The sequence below is a fragment of the Holophagaceae bacterium genome (assembly GCA_016720465.1).
Taxonomy (GTDB): Bacteria; Acidobacteriota; Holophagae; order Holophagales; family Holophagaceae; genus JANXPB01.
The window spans coordinates 96,903-115,853 of sequence record JADKKO010000004.1 but is presented as its reverse complement, the minus strand read 5'-3'; the positions used below and the strand labels follow the sequence as shown (position 1 = coordinate 115,853).

The following is an 18,951-nucleotide window of genomic DNA, read 5'->3' as shown; positions in this document are numbered from 1 at the left end:
AGGGAGCCTTCATTGTTGTACTGGGACCCGATCCATTCTCGCCCGGAGGAGTAGCCATTTGATTTCAGGAGGTTGCCCTTGTTGCTGGCCTTGGTGTAGCTGAAGTTCATATCCCAATCCGCGGTGAAGCGCCCGTCCACGGAGACTGTTGTGGCTGTGTACGTACGCTTGGCATTGGAATCGTTGGTGATGTAGAAGTCGTGTGGGGGTCAGGTTCAAGTCTGAGTTGAAGCCAGGTCGCCGGAAGGTCAGCACCTCGCTGGTGAGGGGATTGGTCACAGATGTGGTGGAGGAGGATAGGGGCAGGCGGTCGAAGCGGGCGATCAGATCCTTGCCGTTCCGGCGCACGTAACTCGCGGCCGCCACCCAGTTCTTGCTGAACCGCTTCTCCACTGCGAACTGGATCTCGTCAAAGTAGGGGTGCTTGGTGTCGGGGTTGATGTTGCTCTGCTCGCTCACGCGGTTGCGGAAGGTGTCTTCATTGAAGGCCGGCAAGGGGTACTCCGCCAGCGGGTTGGCTAGGTTGTGCAGAACGACCACCTGTGCGTCGTCATAATTCGGCCACCAGTAGCGCTTCTCGACCGGATAGGCACCGGGGATTGCGCGGTCGTAGCTGGCGCCGGAAAGTCCGTCGTAATACCTGCCGAAATGGCCTTTGATGGCGAAGGTCTTGGCGGCGTCCGGCGTCCAGGTGAATCCGAGCCGTGGGGCTATCGTGGTGGTATTCCACTGGTCCCCGCCCTTAAATTGCTCCAAGCGGAGGCCGGGCCGCAGGAGCAACTGATCGTTGACGGTCCAGGCGTCCTGCATGAAGAAGGTGTTGCGCTCCAGCTTCGTGTCGAAGTCCCAGCCGCCGCCTACCTGGACATAGTCTGTGTAAACCGTATCGCCATCCGCGAGCGCGTTCAGGGAAATACCGCCGGGGTACCAAGTTCTTTCCTTGTCTCGGGCCCGGTCGATATCTAGGCCGAACTTCAGGGCGTGGGAGCCCTTCCCGGAGGCGATGAACCAGTCCAGGGAGGCCAGCAGGCCCACGCGGCTACGGGTGTTCTCGAAGGCCTGGTAGGTGTTGTTCATCTGTTCGAAGCCGACGTATTTCGCATAGCCAGGGATGGAGGAATTCGCGGGCACAGTGCCGTCGACATAGAGCGAATAGCCCTCGCCGTTGTAGGCCTTGTGGTCGTCAATGCCGTTGTAGCCGCTGGCCCTGAGGGTCAGCACCATGCTGCTGTTAAGGGTCTGCAGCCACTCAAGTCCGTAGGTGAAATTCGGACCTTCCTGCTTGCGGGTGGCCTCGGGCGCGAGGACGCGGCTGGCTCCGCGGTGGTCCGTTTCGACGGTGTCATAGTCCATGAACAGGGACAGGGTGGCCGAGGGCGCGGCTTGGAGGGTCAGGTTCCCCATGGCCCTTGGAGTGGACCGCTTCTCTGAGACCGGGCTTCCCACCGGCGTGCGCTCGATGGAGATCGCCTCGATGGAAAAGAAGTACCAGAGCTTGTCTTTGATGAAGGGGCCGCCGAAGTTTAGCGCGAGGTCGGAGGCCGTATCACCGACTTTGCGAACGGTGATCTCCGGGAAGGAGGGGTCCGGCGAATTGCGGTTCGCGCTCCAGCTATCCTTCTGATAGTAGCCCGCCAGGGAGCCCGAGAACTGGTTGCCCCCCTTCTTGATGACACCGTTGAAATAGGCGCCGGAAAAGCCGCCGAATTCCGCGCCTGCACCGACGCCGCCGATCTGGACCTCCTCGAACCAGTCCGGGTTTACCTGCACCCAGGCTTGTCCCGCTGAGGAATCGCCGACGTTAATGCCGTTGATCAGGTAGGCGTTGGAGTTGTCGCGGTCGCCCCCGAAACCCGAAGCGGATACTCGTGCGCCCGAGCTGACGGTCAGGTTGATTCCCGGGGTCAGGGCGGCGATGGCAGCGATGTCACGCTTGATGGGCAGGTTTTCAATGTCCTCTGCCCTGAAGTTCCGGGTCATCGTTGACGCCATTTCCTCGTTGCGTAATTGCCCCACCACCTCGACCACGGTTGATGCCTCAGGAGCCAGGCGGAAGTCAACGACGGTTGTCTTGCCGAGCTCAGCAACCTCACTCGTCTTTCGGGCGGGAAAGCCCTTCGCCTCGACCACAATCAAGTAGCGCCCCGGAGGGAGCGTCGGAATGCGATATCGGCCGTTTTCGCTGGTGACCGTCGACCTGGCTCCACCGATGAGCGAATCGGAGGTCACCCGAACCACTACCCCCTGTAGGGGTTTTCCAGTTTGGTCCAGGACTGTGCCTGAAAGAGCCGAGGTTGTCGTGCCTTGGGCCATCAAGGCCGAGGGGGCCGCCACGAGCGCCAAAATGAGCGCAGCGAATCGGGTAGATTGTGATGCTCGAATCATGTGACCTCCGGTTGAATGAAAGATTTGTTTAAAAAATATTGCTTATTCAATCAGAGAGTCAAGTTTTTATTCATATTGGATCAATCAACTAGAATTGCCACAGCTTTCCATCACATGGCCTCAGGGGAATCGAAGGCACATTGGAGATACCTGATGAGCCGGGAAGCAGGGCTCCAACCCAGATCACTCCTTGGCGTATTTGCTGCGGGCGGCCCGCTCCAACTCTCTGAATTTGTTCCGGGCCAGTTGGGGGTCCTGGCTGGCGATGGAAGTGGCGATGGAGGTGGCGATGGCGTGGGCCAGGACGCCGAAGGCGGTCAGGCTATGGGAGAAGAGCAGATTCTCCCCGGGGATGGGCAAGGTAAAGGTGGCTGACTTGGCCAAGGGTGAGTTCAGGTTGTCCGTGAAGACCAACACGGGGATGCCCCGCTTCTGGGCGTAGGCAGCCGCGTCCAGAGTCTCCCGGGTATAGGGGGTGGTGCTTATGGCGATAAGCAGATCCTTTCCGGTGAGCACCCCCACCTGGCCCGTGAAATCATGGGGATTCCCCTCCATCACCGGGAGGCCAGTGCTGACGAGGAGGTAGGCCAGCTGCCGGGCCATCAAGGCCGAGACGCCGTCCCCGATGACTAGGCGGATGTGGCTGGCCATCACCTGCTTCACGACCCGCTGGAGGAGCTTCTCGTCCACGGAATTCACCAGCAGCTCAATGTTCCGCATGTCTCGGCGGGCCACCTCCAAGAGGGTCGTCGAAGCCTGCATCGGGGCCTGCAGGAGACGCTCCCCACGGTTGTAGTGCTTCTTGGCGGCGCTAACGAGAGCTTTCCGCATCTCCAGGTAGCCCGAGTACTCCAGCTTCTTGGCGAAGCGAACCACGGTGGCGACACAAGTCATGGACTTCGCAGCCAGTTCCTCAACGCCCCAGAGGGCCGCCTCATTGATATTGGCGATCAGGCAGTCCGCGATCTGCCGTTGGCTGGGGGATAGGCCCCGCGCACTGTGCAGGCGGTTTAGCAAAGGGTTCTTCGAGGCGGACATGGTGCCTAGGATAGCGCGGTCAGACTAGGACCTAGATCCGGCCAGCCCCGACGGAACGGGCAGGCCCTTCAGAACGGAGTCGCCCCCAGGGGTGCTGTCTCCATCTGCCACAGAATGCGCAAGAAGGCCACAGGGGCCTTCTTTTCCGAATCAGTCAAGTGGGCTGTTGGAACTGGTTGAAGTACTCCACGGTGTCTTCAAGGACCACAAAAGAGCAGCTCACTTCTCCTTGGACCTCTCTGGCTCTGGATTGGATCTAGGCATTTGAGTAGCGATCCTACTTGCTTCATTCACTTTTTTGATTAAGCTAGTAATTGATTACTTACTTTATGGAGACGACAGCCTTGGACATCCACCCAAAACATCTACCCGCAGATGAACGACGAGCGGTCACCGTCGAGGCCGTTGTTGCGTTGGCGAGTTCTGGAATCCCCAGCGAAATCACAACAGCAGCCATTGCCAAGCATATGAACCTGACTCAAGGCGCGCTGTTTCGTCACTTCCCAACGAAAGACGCCATCTGGCAGGCTGTGATGGAGTGGGTGACAGATCGCCTCTTGGCACAAATTGATCAGGCTACGCAAGGCATAAAATCCCCACTGGCAGCGATGCGGGCCATGTTCATGAGCCATGTCGAGTTCGTGGCCGAGCACCCCGGGGTGCCCCGGATGATGTTCGGTGAGTTGCAACGCGCCAAATTCACCCCGGCCAAACGCGTGGCACAGGCGTTGATCCAGCGCTACGCCGAGCGTGTTCAGGCCCACGTTGAGCAAGGCAAAGCCATAGGGGAGATCTCACCGGAGGTGGACACCAATGCCGCGGCCACGCTGTTCATTGGAACCATCCAGGGCCTGGTCATGCATTCCTTGCTCTCGGGCGATATCCAACGTATTCGCACCGACGCACCTGGTGTATTCGCCATTTATCAGCGTGGTGTGAGGAGCACACAATGAAAAGTTTCCTGTCGACCCATGGCCGAAACCTGGCACTTGCCGGGGTTCTTATGCTGTTGCTTGGCTTGTTGGCGTATGTCGCCTTGCGCGCGGGTCCACTGGCGCCTGTGCCGGTGACCCTGGTGACGGTCGAGAGCCGAGGGATCACACCCGCTCTCTTCGGCATTGGTACCGTAGAAGCGCGGTACCTCCACAAGATTGGGCCGACGTTCGCCGGTCGGGTCAAGCGCGTGGAGGTTCAACCGGGCGACCACGTCAAGATGGGGCAGCTGCTCGGCGAAATGGACCCAGTCGATCTAGATGACAAGATCAACGCCCAGGATGCATCACTCAAGCGGGCAGAGGCCAGCGTGCTAGCGGTGGAAGCACAAATCCAGGAAGTCAGTGCCCGCAAATCTTTTGCTGAAACCCAGGCCAAGCGCTACGAACAATTGCTGATCGCCCGCTCGGTGAGCGAAGAAGCTTTCGAAGCGAAGCGGCAAGAATCGCAGGTCGCGCAGGCCAGTTTGGCGGCGGCCCGCGCCAACCTCGACGCCACTCGCCAGGAACTGGCTCGTGTCCGCGCGGAACGTGACGGCCTGCACCGGCAGCGCACCAATCTGCTGCTAGTGTCGCCGGTGGATGGACTCGTTACCCGGCGTGACGCCGACCCCGGCACCACGGTGATCGCTGGTCAGACAGTAGTGGAGGTGGTGGAGCCCGGAAGCGTTTGGATCAACGTTCGCTTCGATCAGCAGCGTGCGCTGGGGTTGCGAGCCAATCTGCCAGCACAAATAGTCTTGCGCTCCCAGGCTGGTGATCCGCTAGCCGGACGGGTATCGCGCATAGAGCCTCATGCCGATGCCGTCACTGAAGAAGTCTTGGCCAAGGTCGAGTTCAATCAGCGCCCACAAACGCTGCCACCCATCGGTGAATTGGCCGAAGTGACGGTTGCGCTGGCCGCACAAAAACCGATGCCTGTCGTGCCCAATGCCAGCGTGCAACGTGTCGACGGACATCTCGGTGTGTGGGTCGTCCAGGACGGCAGCTTGCGCTTTGCACCCGTCAAGACGGGCGCGACCGACCTCGAAGGACAGGTACAGATTCTGGAGGGTCTCAGCGGTGGTGAACGCGTCGTTGTTTACAGCAAGAAGGCGCTGGATTCGAACAGCCGCATCAAGATCGTCGATCGCATCGTAGGCAAATCGTCATGATCAGCCTCGCGGGACGCGACATTCTGCATTCCTGGGGCAAGTTCGTATTCACGGGCATCGGACTGGGGCTGCTGATTGGTGTGACGCTCACCATGGCCGGCGTGTATCGCGGCATGGTGGATGACGCCAATGTGTTGCTCGACAATAGCGGAGCCGATCTATGGGTGGTGCAGCAGGACACGCTTGGCCCCTACGCTGAATCGTCAAGCATTTATGACGATACTTATCGCGGGATCCTAGGCATGTCGGGCGTAGCTCGGGCCGCCAACGTCACGTACCTGACGATGCAGGTGCGGCAACTAGTGGATGGCGGGACGCGCGATGTGCGAGCCATGGTGGTCGGCATCACACCCGATGGCCCGGGTCATCCGGGACAGCCCGGATACCTAGTGGATGGGCGTCACCTCACGCGCGGCCATTACGAGGCTGTCGCCGATATCGCCACTGGCTTCGCGCTGGGCGAGCGCATTCGCATCCGGCGAAACGAGTTCACCGTGGTGGGGCTCACGCGCCGAATGGTTTCCTCGGGTGGCGACCCGATGGTTTTCATACCGATCAAGGATGCGCAAGAAGCCCAATTTCTCAAGGACAACGATGCCATCGTGCGGCAACGAGCCCGCACCGCTCAAAATCCGGCTCTGAACCGACCCGGCGTTCCCGGTCTGCTTAATGCCGTCATCGCCTCGCAAAGCACGAACCCCACCGTCAACGCCGTGCTGGTGCAGGTCAAACACGGCGCCGATCCAGATACTGTGGCTGAGCCGATCCGCCGCTGGAAGAGGCTGACCGTTTACACCCGCACGCAGATGCAAGACATCCTGATCAAGAAATTGATTGCTACTGCGGCAAAGCAAATCGCCATGTTCCTGGTGATCCTGGCAATTGTCAGCGCCGCCATCGTGGCCTTCATCATCTACACGCTCACGATGGGCAAGATCCGCGAGATTGCGGTGCTCAAGCTCATCGGCACCAAGAACCGCACCATCGCCGCGATGATCCTTCAACAAGCCGTGGCCTTGGGGCTCATCGGCTTCGTGGTGGGGAAGATCTCCGCCACGTTCTGGGCGCCGATCTTTCCGAAGTACGTGTTGCTGGAGTCCGGCGACGCCGTGCGCGGCTTCGTGGCGGTCATGGTGATCTGCGTGCTTGCCAGCGTACTGGCGATTCGCGCGGCGCTCAAAGTTGATCCTGCGGAGGCCATCGGTGGATAAGCAATATTCCGATTCATCCGGGCGCGGCATTCGCATCGAAGGGCTCAAGAAGCGTTATGGCCATGGCGATACGGCCGTGGACGCGCTCAAGGGCGTGGACATGTATGTCGCTCCAGGTGAAGTCGTGGGTCTGGTCGGTCCATCTGGCTCCGGCAAGACCACCATGCTCAAATGCCTAGGGGCGGTCATTGAACCCACGGCTGGGCGCATGACGTTGGGCCGGGACGTCATCTACGACGACGGTTGGAAGATTCCCGATCTGCGCACGTTGCGGCGCGACAAGATCGGTTTTGTGTTTCAGGCTCCTTACTTGATCCCGTTCCTGAATGTTACCGACAACGTCGCCTTGTTGCCGATGTTGGCAGGCAAGTCCAATGCCGAGGCGCGCAAGCAGGCCATTGAGCTGTTGAAAGCGCTCGACGTGGAGCACCGTGCCGCTGCCATGCCATCGCAGCTTTCGGGCGGAGAACAGCAGCGCGTATCCATCGCCCGAGGTTTGGTTAATCATCCGCCGGTCATCCTCGCCGATGAACCCACCGCGCCGCTCGACAGCGAGCGCGCGATGGCAGTGATCCGCATTCTCAACCAGATGGCCAAGCAGTTCGATACCGCGATCATCGTTGTCACCCACGACGAAAAAATCATTCCCACTTTCAAGCGGATCTACCACATCCGCGATGGAGTGACCTATGAGGAAGCTGGTGAAGGGCGCGGTTTCGATTGAAATTTAACCAAATCTTTTAGTCCAAGAGGCTCCTGTGAGATATCAACGAACCTTCAAAAACCCACTCACCTTCGGCGTTATAGGTGCGCTTCTAATGACGGTCAGCTCGATGCTATGGGCCGATGACAGCGCCACGGTCAAACCGCTAGCCCTGCAGAAGATAATGCAAGACTTAGGCAAGCACATGCAGGTCGTTACCGATGGTATTTCAAGCGAAGATTGGAATCTGGTGGCAAGAATTGCACCGGTGATTGCCGACCATCCTCAGCCGCCGCTCACCGAGAAGATGCGGATTATGAAGTTCGTCGGCACTAATGCCGGGAAATTCAAGAGCTACGACGAGAAAACCCACCAAGCTGCGCAGGAACTCGGGCAGGCAGCTACTCGCCGAGACGGTCTGGCGGTGATTTCTGCGTTCGCGACATTGCAAAACAATTGCCTTGCCTGCCACCAAGGGTTTCGTAAGCCCTTCAAGGAGCATTTCTATGGCAGGCATTGACGTGCTCAGTTCTCCCAAGCCTGATCAATGTTCCTGTCCTTGGAGCCTGGCATGACCAACCCGTCCTCTACGCACTTACGACGAAATGTGGCTTTTCCCTTCCTTGGGTTCGTCTTGGCGGGACTGTTGGCCGGTTGCGCGGCCGGGCCGGATTTCAAGCGCCCAGTGGCTTCGCAAGTATCAAGGTATACAACGGGCCCGCTTCCGGGGCAGACGCTGTCGAGCCCTGGAATTCTGGGGAACGAGCAGCGTCTTGTTTCAGCGCAAGTTCCAGACGAGTGGTGGAAGGAGTTCCGCTCCACCAAGCTCAATGGCTTGATAGAACTAGCGTTCCAGGCCAGTCCAACGCTTTCATCAGCCCAAGCCACTTTACGCCAGGCCGAGCAGAACTACGCTGCTCAATCCCGTTCAACCCAGCTTCCTCAGGTCAATGCAAAGCTTGGCGGCCAGCGGCAAAGAACCAATGGTTCGGCAATGGGTTTGCCTGACGGTGAACGCACCTTTGATTCCTACAACGCCAGCATTGTGGTTGGTTACGACCTCGATCTGGCCGGGGGCCTCCGCCGAGGGCTTGAAGCACTGGCGGCACAAGTGGACTACCAGTCATTCCAACTTGAAGGTGCGCGGCTGAACCTGGCCGCTAGCATCGCCTTGGCCGCAATTTCCCAGGCTCAGTTGACTGCCCAAATCGAAGCCAGCAAAGACATCCTGCGTGCGCAACAGGAGCAACTGGAAATCACGCGGAAGCGGGTGGCCGCAGGCGCGGCCTCGGAATACGAGATCCTGGCCTTGCAAACGCAAGTAGAACAAACCCGCGCGGGTATCCCCGCAATGCGCAATCGGCTTGAGCAAACCCACCATTTGCTGGCCGTTCTGGCCGGACAGCCCCCTAGCGCTATGGATGTTCCAAATTTCACGCTGGTGGATTTTTCATTGCCGGCCGATTTGCCCTTGAGTGTGCCTTCAGAGCTAGTACGCAGACGCCCGGACATCCGGGCCTCAGAGGCCCTGCTCCATGCAGCCACCGCGCAGTATGGCGTTGCCATCGCCAAGCTCTACCCGCAATTGACCCTGACCGCTAACCTCGGATCCCAGGCTCTGACTACGGCAAGCCTATTCGGCCCTGGCTCGCTGATCTGGAGTCTGGGCAGCCAACTGACACAGCCATTGTTCAATCCGGGCTTACGCTCCAACGCCCGGGCCGCCGAGGCCGGACTGGATGCCGCAGGTGCAAACTACAAGCAGACTGTGTTGCAGGCTTTGCGCAATGTGGCGGACATTCTCCGCACCATTGAGAGTGACGCACAAGCTCAGGCATCACTGGTGGCCGCCAGCCAATCAGCTGAACAATCCTTGAGATTGGTTCAGCAACAACTTGCTTTAGGCGCTGCCAGCTATTTGCAAATACTCCAGGCCCAGCAACAAGCACAGCAGGTACGCATCAATGTATTGGCGATCCAAGCCCAACGCCTGGGCAACACCGTTGCCCTATACCAGGCAATGGGTGGTGGCTGGGAGGAGCCGACAACTCAAGATAAAGACAATCACCAGATCTCGGCTCAAGCGCACGAATAGTATGCGGCTCGGAGTCGGATTAAGCGTGGACAAGGTATTCACCGACAAAGCGTCAAGCAAAGCACCAGGAACTCATCAGGGATCGCACCCCAGACATCAGCAATTCATTTCGTCAGAACACCAACAGGAAGGAAGGGCCATCATGGCTACACCCAAACAACAACGAGGATTCTGGATCTGGGCTGTTTCTCTGGTTGCAGTCGGGTTCGGTCTGCTGACCATCAAGGAAGGCGGCGCGATTCTGTTCGGCGGTGCGGCCACTCGCGCTGCGGTCGGCAACTACGTGCCGTTTGTGCTCTGGTTTAACACTGTGGCGGGTCTCGCTTATGTCATCGCCGGTGTCGGGCTTTGGCTGCAGAAACGATGGGCGGTTTGGCTGGCCGCAGCCATCGCTGGGGCAACAGCCCTCACGTTTGCGGCTCTCAGCGTACACATCTATTCCGGCGGGGCTTACGAGCAGCGCACGGTGGTCGCCATGACCCTTCGAACGCTCGTATGGGTCGTAACCACAGCAATAGCCGCCCAGACATTGCGGTCCAAGAGCCAACACAAGCTGTAAGCGGCAATCTGATTGTCTTCCACGCTGAATCAGGAAGCGGAAAGCGCCAATCAACGTTATTCAAATCCACCTGGATGAACCTCCACGATTCACCCAAGCATGGCCTCGCCAGTAGACGTAACCTGTGCAATAGGCAAAAGCCTCAAGGGATGAGAAGGATGGCATCGTCAGGCAGTAACCTTTAACAAATAGAATAATTAAATACTATGCCCGAGTACTGCAAGTGAGTGTTGCCTGTGCCCGGGGGGACACACAACCCGAGAAGCCCGCCCAGGGAGAATTCGGGGAGTGGGAATGGACACTGTGGAATGCCTGAAGTTGCGGTTGACGCGAATTAAATCGGATCATATAGTCCTAATTTGAAACACCCATGCATAAATAGGCATACAACCATGCGTTGTCTATCCAAGCAATCCAGATCCATTCGGCAGGTCTCGGTGGTCGTTTTCGTTGCCATCGCTCTGGGTCTGCTAGCTTCGGGCTATTGGTATTACTTGGCGGAAACCGAAAACATCCGTAAAAAAAAGCATGGGGAACTTGCCGCTATCGGCGAACTTAAATCCGGACAGATACAGCGATGGCGCAAAGAACGATTGAATGATGCTCGAAGGGTTGAGAGAGCCCCTTCGCTAAGCCAGGCCATCGAGAAATTTCTTAACCTTCCCAGGTCCCTGGACAACCGCGCCGATTTGATGGAAAAGCTGCTGCTCGAACGGATGGGGGACGAGTATCACGAGGTGCTGCTTTTCACTCTGGACGGCCGCAAAGTGCTCAGCACCCTCGATACTCCAGCACTGACGGATCCGGCCACTCAGCGGATCATCCAAGTTGTCCTGATCAGCAAGGAACCCCAGCTCTCCGACTTTTTTCGCGAGGTGGATGGCACTGCTCATATAGATTTGGCTGCGGTGGTGCGCGGAGTTAAAGGGCAACCGCTGGCGGTGGTGATTCTGCGTAGCCTTGCCGACGACTATTTGTTTCCCTTGATCCAATCCTGGCCCACGCCCAGTCCCAGTGCCGAGACCTTGCTGGTCCAGCGCGATGGCGAAGAAATCGTTTTTCTGAACCATCTCCGCCATCGTCCCAGGTCCGCCGTGGTTTTGCGCGATCTTGTGAGCAAGTCTGATCTTGCGGCGAGAGAAGCGCTGTTGGGCAAACAGGGCGTGTTTCAGGGCAAAGACTACCGCGGTGTCCAAGTGCTGGCCGATCTGCGCCCAATTCCGGATTCGCCGTGGTTTATGGTGGCCAAGGTGGATGCGGATGAAATCCTGGCTGAAGCGCGCTATCGGGCGGGCATGATCGGCCTTGTGGTCGGTTCGCTCATCCTGCTTGCCGCCGCCGCGACGGCCTACGTTTACAGGCGCCAACAGGCCGGGCTTTTCCGGGATCTCTACGACTTGGAACGCCGGGAGCATGAGACCCAGAAAACCTTTCGCGCCACCCTGTACAGCATTGGCGATGGGGTCATAACCACGGACCGCGGGGGCCTTATCCGGGGGATGAACCCGGTGGCTGAAAAGCTCACCGGCTGGACCGAAGCAGACGCCCAAAGCAAACCACTGGAGCAGGTGTTCTGCATCATGAACGAGGACACCCGGACCACGATGGATCACCCAGTGGATCAGGTGCTGCGGCTGGGCGCGGTGGCGGGTTTGGCCAACCACACACTGCTGATCGCCCGGGACGGCACCGAACGCCCCATTGCCAACAGCGCGGCGCCCATCCGCGGTGACAGCGGCGCCATCAGCGGTGCGGTGCTGGTCTTCAGCGATAAATCCGCCGAACGCGCGGCGCAAAAGGCCCTGCAGGCGAGCGAACAGCAATTGCGGGCCATCATTGAAGCCGAGCCGGAATGCGTGAAACTCAGCGACCAACATGGCAAGCTGCTGGAGATGAACGCCGCGGGCCTAGCCATGCTCGAAGCAGATTCATTGCAGGAGGTTCAGGGCTGCGGCCTCCTAGCCTTCATCCGACCAGAATTCCATGCTGCTTTTAGTTCCCTGCATGAGCGCGTGGTGTGCGGTGAAAGCGGATCACTGGAGTTCGACGTCACAGGGCTGAAGGGGACCCACCGCTGGCTCGACCTTCGCGCCGCACCCATGTGTGGCGCGAACGGCCAGGTTCCAATGGTGTTGGGCATCTGCCGCGACATCACCGAGCGCAAGCGGGCTGAAGCCAGCTTGCGGTTGCAGGGCAGCGCGTTGGAGGCCGCGGCGAATGCCATCACGATTACCGATCGGCAGGGTGTGATCGAGTGGGTCAATCCAGCCTTCTCCACTCTTACAGGATACAGCGCTTCGGAAGCCATCGGCAGGCGCCCTGGAGACTTGGTCAAGTCGGGGCAACATGATGACGCATTTTATGTCGCCATGTGGGCCACCCTGCTTGCCGGGAAGGTTTGGCAAGGGGAGATCATCAATCGACGCAAGGATGGCAGCTATTACACCGTGGAAAAAACCATCACCCCGTTGATAGATCATCTCGGCGTGATCACAAATTTTACCTCCGTTGAGCAAGACATTACTGAGCGGGTGCAAGCCGCGCGCGAGGTCCATGAGTACATCGAGCGGTTGGAGGCCATGCGGGCAATTGATGCGGCGCTTCTCGGGGCGCGCTCCACCGCGGACCTGGCGCGGGGGGCGCTGGCCCGGCTCCGGCACATCGTGCCCTTCGAGCGGGCCGCGGTGGTGCTGTTTGACCAGGGCCTCACGGAGGGCAACCTTCTGGCGGTGGACCAGGACAGTCCTTGGCTGCCCCTGGCGGGTGAAGTCCGGCCCATCAGTGATTTCCACGATCTCAAGGATCTGCTTTCAGCGCCTTTCCTGGACCTGCCAGATTTGAGCGAAATCCATGGCTGCATCCTGGAGGAACTGCTGCTTTCTCAGGGCCTGCACGACCTAATTTACATTCCCATGGAAAGTGAAGACACCGTGCTAGGCTTTGTGGCCCTTTCCGCCACAACTCCCGGCCTGCTGACACTCCAGCACGCGGAAATCGCCTTGGATATGACCGATCAGCTGGTAGTGGCCATCCAGCACACGCGGCTGAGGGAAGAACTCGAGCTGTCGAACGAACTGCTTGAGTCCAAGGTGGAAAAGCGCACCGCTGATCTGCGCACCACCGTGGCCACCATGCAGGTACTGGAAGAGGAACTTCGCCAGCGGGAAGCCGAGGCCCGCGCCGCGAACGAAGCGAAATCAACGTTCCTGGCCTCCATGAGCCACGAGCTGCGCACACCGCTCATCGGGGTCGCCGGCATGCTGGAAGTGCTCACGCAAAGCGATCTCGACGCGGAGCAGCGCCGGGTCGCGAACATCATCCATGAATCATCCGATAGCCTGCTGCAGATCATCGGCGACATCCTCGATTTCTCGAAGATCGAAGCGAACAAGCTGGAGCTGGCTCCCGGAACATTCTCGATGCGGGAGCTCATGGAATCCGTATCGCAAACATTCAGATCCCCCATTTCCTCCAAGAGCTTGAAATTCATCTTGGATATAGACCCAATGCTGGCCCCGGCCCATGTGGCCGATGCCCTGCGCATCCGCCAGATCCTGAACAATTTCCTGAGCAATGCGCTGAAGTTCACCGAAAGCGGTTCCATCGCCTTGAGGCTACGGGTGCTGGAGTCTAACGACGGCGATGAATCACTGGCCTTTGATGTGGAGGACACGGGCATCGGCGTGTCGCCTGAAAACCAGGCGAAGCTCTTCTCCCCCTTCGCTCAAGCCGAAGCCAGCACCACCAGGCGTTTTGGTGGAACTGGACTGGGCCTTGTCATCTCACGACGCCTGGCGGAGTTGATGGGTGGCAGCCTGACGATGCGAAGCACCTTGGGGCAAGGTACCACCATGACCCTGGCGGTGAACCTCCCCGTGGGAAACGTGCAGGACATCGTGAGGCCCGAGGTGATGGACTCCTCGAAAACCATTCCGGTGCGGCCCGCACCCAGCATTGAAATGGCGGAGCAGGAACGCAGCCTGATCCTTTTGGCCGAGGACCATCCCACCAATCGCATTGTTCTCACCCAACAGGTGCATCGCGCGGGCTACGCCCTGGAGGTCGCAGGTGATGGGCAAGAGGCATTTGAGAAGTGGCAAAGTGGCCGCTATGCGGTGATCCTTGCCGATCTGCACATGCCGCGCATGGACGGCTACCAACTGACCAAGGCCATTCGGGACTGGGAGCGCACCCACCCAGTGGCCAGAACGCCAATTCTGGCGCTCACGGCCAATGCCATGGGTGGCGAGGCTGAACGCTGCCTGGAGCTGGGCATGGACGACTACCTGATCAAGCCCGTGACCATTTCCTTTCTAGCCTCCAAGCTTCGCCAATGGATGCCCCACGTGAAGCTAGAGGCTCCAGAAGCGTTGGCAACGCCTTCCATCAAGACCATGGAATGGATGCCCCCCGGTGTCGATTCCAAAACGCTGCTTGATTTGTGCCGCGGCGATGTAGCGTCGGCAAATGAAATTCTGAATGATTTCATTGCGACGACAAACGCAGATCTACAGGAGATGCAGGACGGCATACGGCAAAAGGATAAGCCCTGCGTCGTGCGGCAAAGCCACCGCATCAAAGGTTCCGCCGCCATGATCGGTGCCTATGCTCTGGCCAGCAGGGCCGCAGCGCTGGAAGCCTATGCCAAGACCGAAACCGCTGAATGGGAAACGATAAAAGAACTACTGGCGGGAATTCAGGAGGCTCTGAAGGAAGTGGGTCGGGTGGTGTGAGGAATTGAGCACCCTGCTTAGGAGCTGATCCTGCTACTTGGTCCACGGCCAACAACGATGCAACCGGGAATCGGCCGGAAGTGCCCATTCGATATCACATCGTAGAATCCCAAACCTTCACACAATTTCGCCTTGCGGATTTTGCCGCGTACAAGGACTTATCCGCGCGATCAATTGAGGTTCAAGCCGGGGGGCCTGAGTCAAATACACCTCTTCCACTCTGGCCAGAGTTAATCTGCTCCTGCGGATCTTGGTAATCCTCACTTAATCACAACCAGCGATAAGCAATGCAATGGAGCCATTCTTAGGCCTACCGAACATGAATCAAGAATTGGAGTGGTTGACCTTGATTTCGGCTGTTCAGATGAAGCGACTCTGGGGCTTATTGTGCAAGTTGATGGCAATTCACCCCTACTGCCACTCAATTCATCCTGGCCTGGAGGCAATCGATCTGTGAGACCAAACGGGCGCATGGGATAGGCCTAACCATTAACACAGGCCAACACGATGGCCACTCAACCAAGGAGGTTGCCCATGTTCTTCAAGATCGCCCTTCCCCTCGTCCTCGCCACCGGAATCGGCGGCCCCTTCGCTATGAAGCACGGCATGCAAGTGGACGGCCCCTGCGGTGGCAGCGCATTCAAAGGCCACGGCTTGATGGTCCAGAAGCTGGGCATCACAGATGTCCAGAAGACATCGTTCAAGCAGGCCGTTGATCGCCACAAGCCCGCCCTCGCCGCCAAGGCCCAGCTCTTCTTCGATGCTCGCTCAGCCTTGCTGGATGCCGGCCTGGATCCTGCCAACACCACCGATAGCCTGCTACCCCTTCAGCAAAGGACCGCCGAAATGGGGTTCGAACTGGCCAAGGAAGTCCGTTCCATTTATCTGGAACTCCTCCCTCATCTGACAGAAAGCCAGAAGGCCAAAGCGAAGATGGGCTTTGAGATGATAAGAAGCAAAATGGGCCAGGGTCTCGGAGAGGAACAAGGGCACCGTCACGGCATGATGATGCATCTCATGGGCGCGCGTCTGGATTTGAGTGACGCCCAGAAGCAAGCAGTGGAGAGTATCCATGTAGCCCATAAGCCCGCCATCGAGGCGAAGAAGGAAGCTTTCCATGGCCTGATCATGACGGCCGTGGACGCAGGCCTAGACCCGAACACAACTGAAGACGCGCTGCGTCAGAACCAGCAGAAGGTTGCGGAGGCCGCCTTCGCCCTGGCTACAGAGGTTCGAGGCGCCTACCTGGAATCCTTACCCGTTCTAAGCGAGGCTCAGCGCGTTAAAGGGCGAGAATTCCTCTCACAATTACGCACTCACAAGGAAGGCCTGCGCAAGGTCATGCTGGGTCTTTAATCTGATTGATCATCTTGCGTCCCACGGAATGCAAGGCCGGGTAAGCGCGCGATTTGGGGATGGCTTGTTCCTCTCTGTTCGATCGCCACGAACCCGGCCTTTTCGATGCAGTACTCTCTGGATGTGGTGTTACTTATGAATGTTTGCAAGATAACGCTTCTCGTCGTGCTGGCCTGTGCCATGGTCCAGGCTCAGGACCCCATCAGCAACTTCAGCGATGAAGGAGGTCACTCGAAACCCGGATGGTCTTTCAAGGCGGGTGCCATGGCTATGACCGGGCCCGCAATCCCGGGTTCCGACACCGAGCGGAACATAGCCATGCCCATGTTGAGCGCCGAGTATGATGGCCGCTACTTCTTCGGCAGCAGTCGGGTATCCGTGGGAGCAGGTCTCGGCATGCACCTTCTAAAAAGCCGATCATTCACCTGGGACCTTGGACTGGGCTATTCAGAGCGCCGCGTTGAAGACAGGGCTGATGAGCTGGCCGGAATGGGCGATCGGACCGCGGCCATTTGGGTTGGGACGGCCATGAAGTACCGCTTAGGTCCACTGAGCGCGGGTCTGACCCTGGCAACAGGTATGCGATCGGAGGTCGGAAGCCGTAGCACCCTGGAATTAGCCTATCGGACCCGGATCGCAGAGCATTGGTTCGCTGGAATGACAGCCTCGGCCGTCTTCGGGGATGCAAAAAACCTGAGCTATGATTTCGGAGTATCCGAAGAACAATCTGCGCGCCGCCAGGGGCTTCTGGCTTCCGGGGATTCGCGGCTAAAGACAGGAGAAGGTGCCTCCTACACGCCGGGAGCGGGCCTCCGCGAACTCCAGGCAGGAATCTTCGCCGGCTTCAGTCCGGATCGGTCCTTGCGCTATTTCCTTATGTTGCGGGGTACTAAGTTGCAAGGAGACGCCGCATCGAGTCCCCTTGTCCGGAAGCCTGAAACCCTTTCTGCCGGGTTCGGCTTCACGTACCAGTTCTAGGGTGTGGCATGAACACGTTCTTTTTCTTCCAGATCCCGGGACGGTTCTCCACCGATGGGGCCCCATTTCCAAGGCGGCCATCGGTACCCTGTTTTTGGCACTTTTCGATCTCTTCATCAAATTCGCCGTCGAAGTTCCTGGCATCTAAGACGTGAGTAGTCTCTACCTCCAAGCCCGCCCGAAGGATTTCGCCACTCTGGATATTGCCCATGCTCGCCCATCAGGTACTTCACCTAACGATCCGTCGGTTCAGACCTTCACAGCTGGGCGCTATACATTTGTTCATCGCGCTGCTCTTCCTGATGCGATGGTCCATGGGGGAGTCACCGATCCCCGAACGCCCCACGGTCTTCTTTGGAGGTGTGATCTACTTATCGGCCTTCTATGCCTTTTCCCCTTGGGCGTGGCAGTGGACCGGAGACGCGCGCCACCGCACGGGTGTGGTTCGCGGATGGATCCAGGCCCTGATGTGGAATCTTGCCTGGCTAGGCCTGCTTTCCCTGCTTTATCGCCTTCACGGAGGTCCCGGGCTCCAGCATATTGCACGGGGTATGCAAGTCGTCGCGGAGCAGTCTAAGCTGCCCATCGAACTGGTGCGGCTCATCATCCAGATGCCCTTCGCCATCCTGGTGGGCTGGTTCGTTGCAGGAAAGGAGGCTTCTGACCTGGACTGGGCAGACTCCGAAGCGGCTCGGAAAATTCTGGAGGCCCAGGAGCGGGAATCCAGGAATCAGGCGCTCCTCGCCCAGTTGGATCCTCATGTTCTCTACAATGCTTTGGGGGCTTTGAGTGAACTCGTGCGCGAGGATGCCGGACGCGCAGAGGAAGCCCTGCTGGATGTAGCAGATTTTTATCGCCGCCTCACACGGATCCGTGACAAGCCATTTATCTCCTTGGCCGAGGAGCGCAGTCTGCTGGAGCAGTACCTCGCCATAGAACAGCTCCGTCTTGGCTCGCGGTTGTCTGTAGATTGGGACTGGCCCGAAGAGATAGAAGAATTGCGCTTGCCACCGCTCCTAGTGCTGCCCCTAGTGGAAAACGCCATCAAGCACGGCATCGCGCCTGTACGAAAGGGCGGGGAGCTGCACATCGAGGCCCGGCGAACGACTGAGGGTGACTTGTATATCCGCGTAAGCAATTCGGGAATGCCGCTGAGCAATCCGGATCCTCAGGGGACAGGGTTGAGGAATCTCAAGGCCCGTCTAGCCCTCATCGCGGAGGGGTTCTCCACGCTGGATCTCCGATCCGAAGGCCCGCTTACTGTCGCTGAACTCCGGCTGGAAGCCCCCGCGATCCAGGGGGACGTGTGAGTTCCAATGCACTCCGGGTGGCCGTCGCAGAGGACGAACCGTATAACCGCAAGCGTTTGGTGCGTCTTCTGGAAGAAGCGGGATGTGAAGTGGTCGCGGCCTTCGAGGATGGGTCTTCAGTTCAAGCATGGCTTGAGGAGCAGCCCGAGGTGGACGCACTCTTCCTTGATATCCGCATGCCTGGCGCCAGCGGCCTGGAAGTAGCAGAAGGTTCCACCTCTGCACTGCCCATTGTGTTCGTGACCGCCTTTTCTGATCACGCGGTGGAAGCCTTCGATCTCGAAGCAGCGGACTACCTACTGAAACCCGTGCGTGCCGAACGCCTGGTCAGGTGCCTGGACCGGATACGCGCAATGAAAGCACACGGCCAGGCACCCATTCTCACTCCTGCCACTAGCAAGAAGATCATGCGCTACGCTGCGAAAGCGGGGTAGTGG

Annotated in this window: 14 protein-coding genes; 12 read left to right on the top strand and 2 right to left on the bottom strand. The window is 58.6% G+C overall.

Annotation, left to right across the window (positions count from 1 at the left end):
* Positions 1-9: 9 nt before the first annotated feature.
* Together IPQ13_07975 and IPQ13_07970 are read right to left on the bottom strand one after the other, a co-directional pair.
* A complete protein-coding gene (locus IPQ13_07975) occupies positions 10-2,313 on the bottom strand; it encodes a TonB-dependent receptor (GenBank protein MBL0210828.1) in 2,304 nt (767 codons plus the stop codon).
* 255 nt (positions 2,314-2,568) lie between these two features.
* Complete coding sequence (locus IPQ13_07970; GenBank protein MBL0210827.1) at positions 2,569-3,423, bottom strand: MurR/RpiR family transcriptional regulator; 855 nt, start codon at positions 3,421-3,423, stop codon at positions 2,569-2,571.
* A gap of 344 nt (positions 3,424-3,767) precedes the next feature.
* On the opposite strand from IPQ13_07970, the gene IPQ13_07965 reads away from it, so the two are divergent.
* The 12 genes from IPQ13_07965 (at position 3,768) to IPQ13_07910 (ending at position 18,948) form a co-directional block, all read left to right on the top strand.
* On the top strand, positions 3,768-4,376 hold the full coding sequence (locus tag IPQ13_07965) for a TetR/AcrR family transcriptional regulator (GenBank protein MBL0210826.1): 609 nt from the start codon (positions 3,768-3,770) through the stop codon (positions 4,374-4,376).
* The gene (locus IPQ13_07960) at positions 4,373-5,569 is read left to right on the top strand and encodes an efflux RND transporter periplasmic adaptor subunit (protein ID MBL0210825.1); all 1,197 of its coding nucleotides are present in this window, start codon (positions 4,373-4,375) and stop codon (positions 5,567-5,569) included. The genes IPQ13_07965 and IPQ13_07960 overlap by 4 nt, the downstream gene beginning before the upstream one ends.
* Positions 5,566-6,780 carry an ABC transporter permease gene (locus IPQ13_07955; protein MBL0210824.1) on the top strand — a complete coding sequence of 405 codons (1,215 nt, stop codon included), beginning with the start codon at positions 5,566-5,568 and terminating at the stop codon, positions 6,778-6,780. Before IPQ13_07960 ends, IPQ13_07955 begins: the two co-directional genes overlap by 4 nt.
* On the top strand, positions 6,773-7,504 hold the full coding sequence (locus tag IPQ13_07950) for an ABC transporter ATP-binding protein (GenBank protein ID MBL0210823.1): 732 nt from the start codon (positions 6,773-6,775) through the stop codon (positions 7,502-7,504). Before IPQ13_07955 ends, IPQ13_07950 begins: the two co-directional genes overlap by 8 nt.
* A gap of 163 nt (positions 7,505-7,667) precedes the next feature.
* The gene (locus IPQ13_07945) at positions 7,668-8,003 is read left to right on the top strand and encodes a cytochrome c (protein ID MBL0210822.1); all 336 of its coding nucleotides are present in this window, start codon (positions 7,668-7,670) and stop codon (positions 8,001-8,003) included.
* Between the two features lie 51 nt (positions 8,004-8,054).
* Positions 8,055-9,578, top strand: coding sequence for an efflux transporter outer membrane subunit (locus IPQ13_07940; protein ID MBL0210821.1), 1,524 nt, complete (start codon positions 8,055-8,057; stop codon positions 9,576-9,578).
* A gap of 142 nt (positions 9,579-9,720) precedes the next feature.
* On the top strand, positions 9,721-10,137 hold the full coding sequence (locus IPQ13_07935; protein ID MBL0210820.1) for a hypothetical protein: 417 nt from the start codon (positions 9,721-9,723) through the stop codon (positions 10,135-10,137).
* A 494-nt stretch (positions 10,138-10,631) separates the two neighbouring features.
* A complete protein-coding gene (locus tag IPQ13_07930) occupies positions 10,632-14,870 on the top strand; it encodes a PAS domain S-box protein (GenBank protein ID MBL0210819.1) in 4,239 nt (1,412 codons plus the stop codon).
* A gap of 534 nt (positions 14,871-15,404) precedes the next feature.
* A complete protein-coding gene (locus tag IPQ13_07925) occupies positions 15,405-16,226 on the top strand; it encodes a hypothetical protein (GenBank protein ID MBL0210818.1) in 822 nt (273 codons plus the stop codon).
* Positions 16,227-16,361: 135 nt separating this feature from the next.
* Positions 16,362-17,204, top strand: coding sequence for a MipA/OmpV family protein (locus tag IPQ13_07920; GenBank protein MBL0210817.1), 843 nt, complete (start codon positions 16,362-16,364; stop codon positions 17,202-17,204).
* A 314-nt stretch (positions 17,205-17,518) separates the two neighbouring features.
* Positions 17,519-18,514: a histidine kinase gene (locus IPQ13_07915; protein MBL0210816.1), complete on the top strand. Its 996-nt coding sequence runs from the start codon at positions 17,519-17,521 to the stop codon at positions 18,512-18,514.
* Positions 18,511-18,948 (top strand): response regulator, encoded by a 438-nt coding sequence (locus tag IPQ13_07910; GenBank protein MBL0210815.1) that lies wholly within the window; start codon positions 18,511-18,513, stop codon positions 18,946-18,948. The genes IPQ13_07915 and IPQ13_07910 overlap by 4 nt, the downstream gene beginning before the upstream one ends.
* The last annotated feature ends 3 nt before the right edge of the window (positions 18,949-18,951 follow it).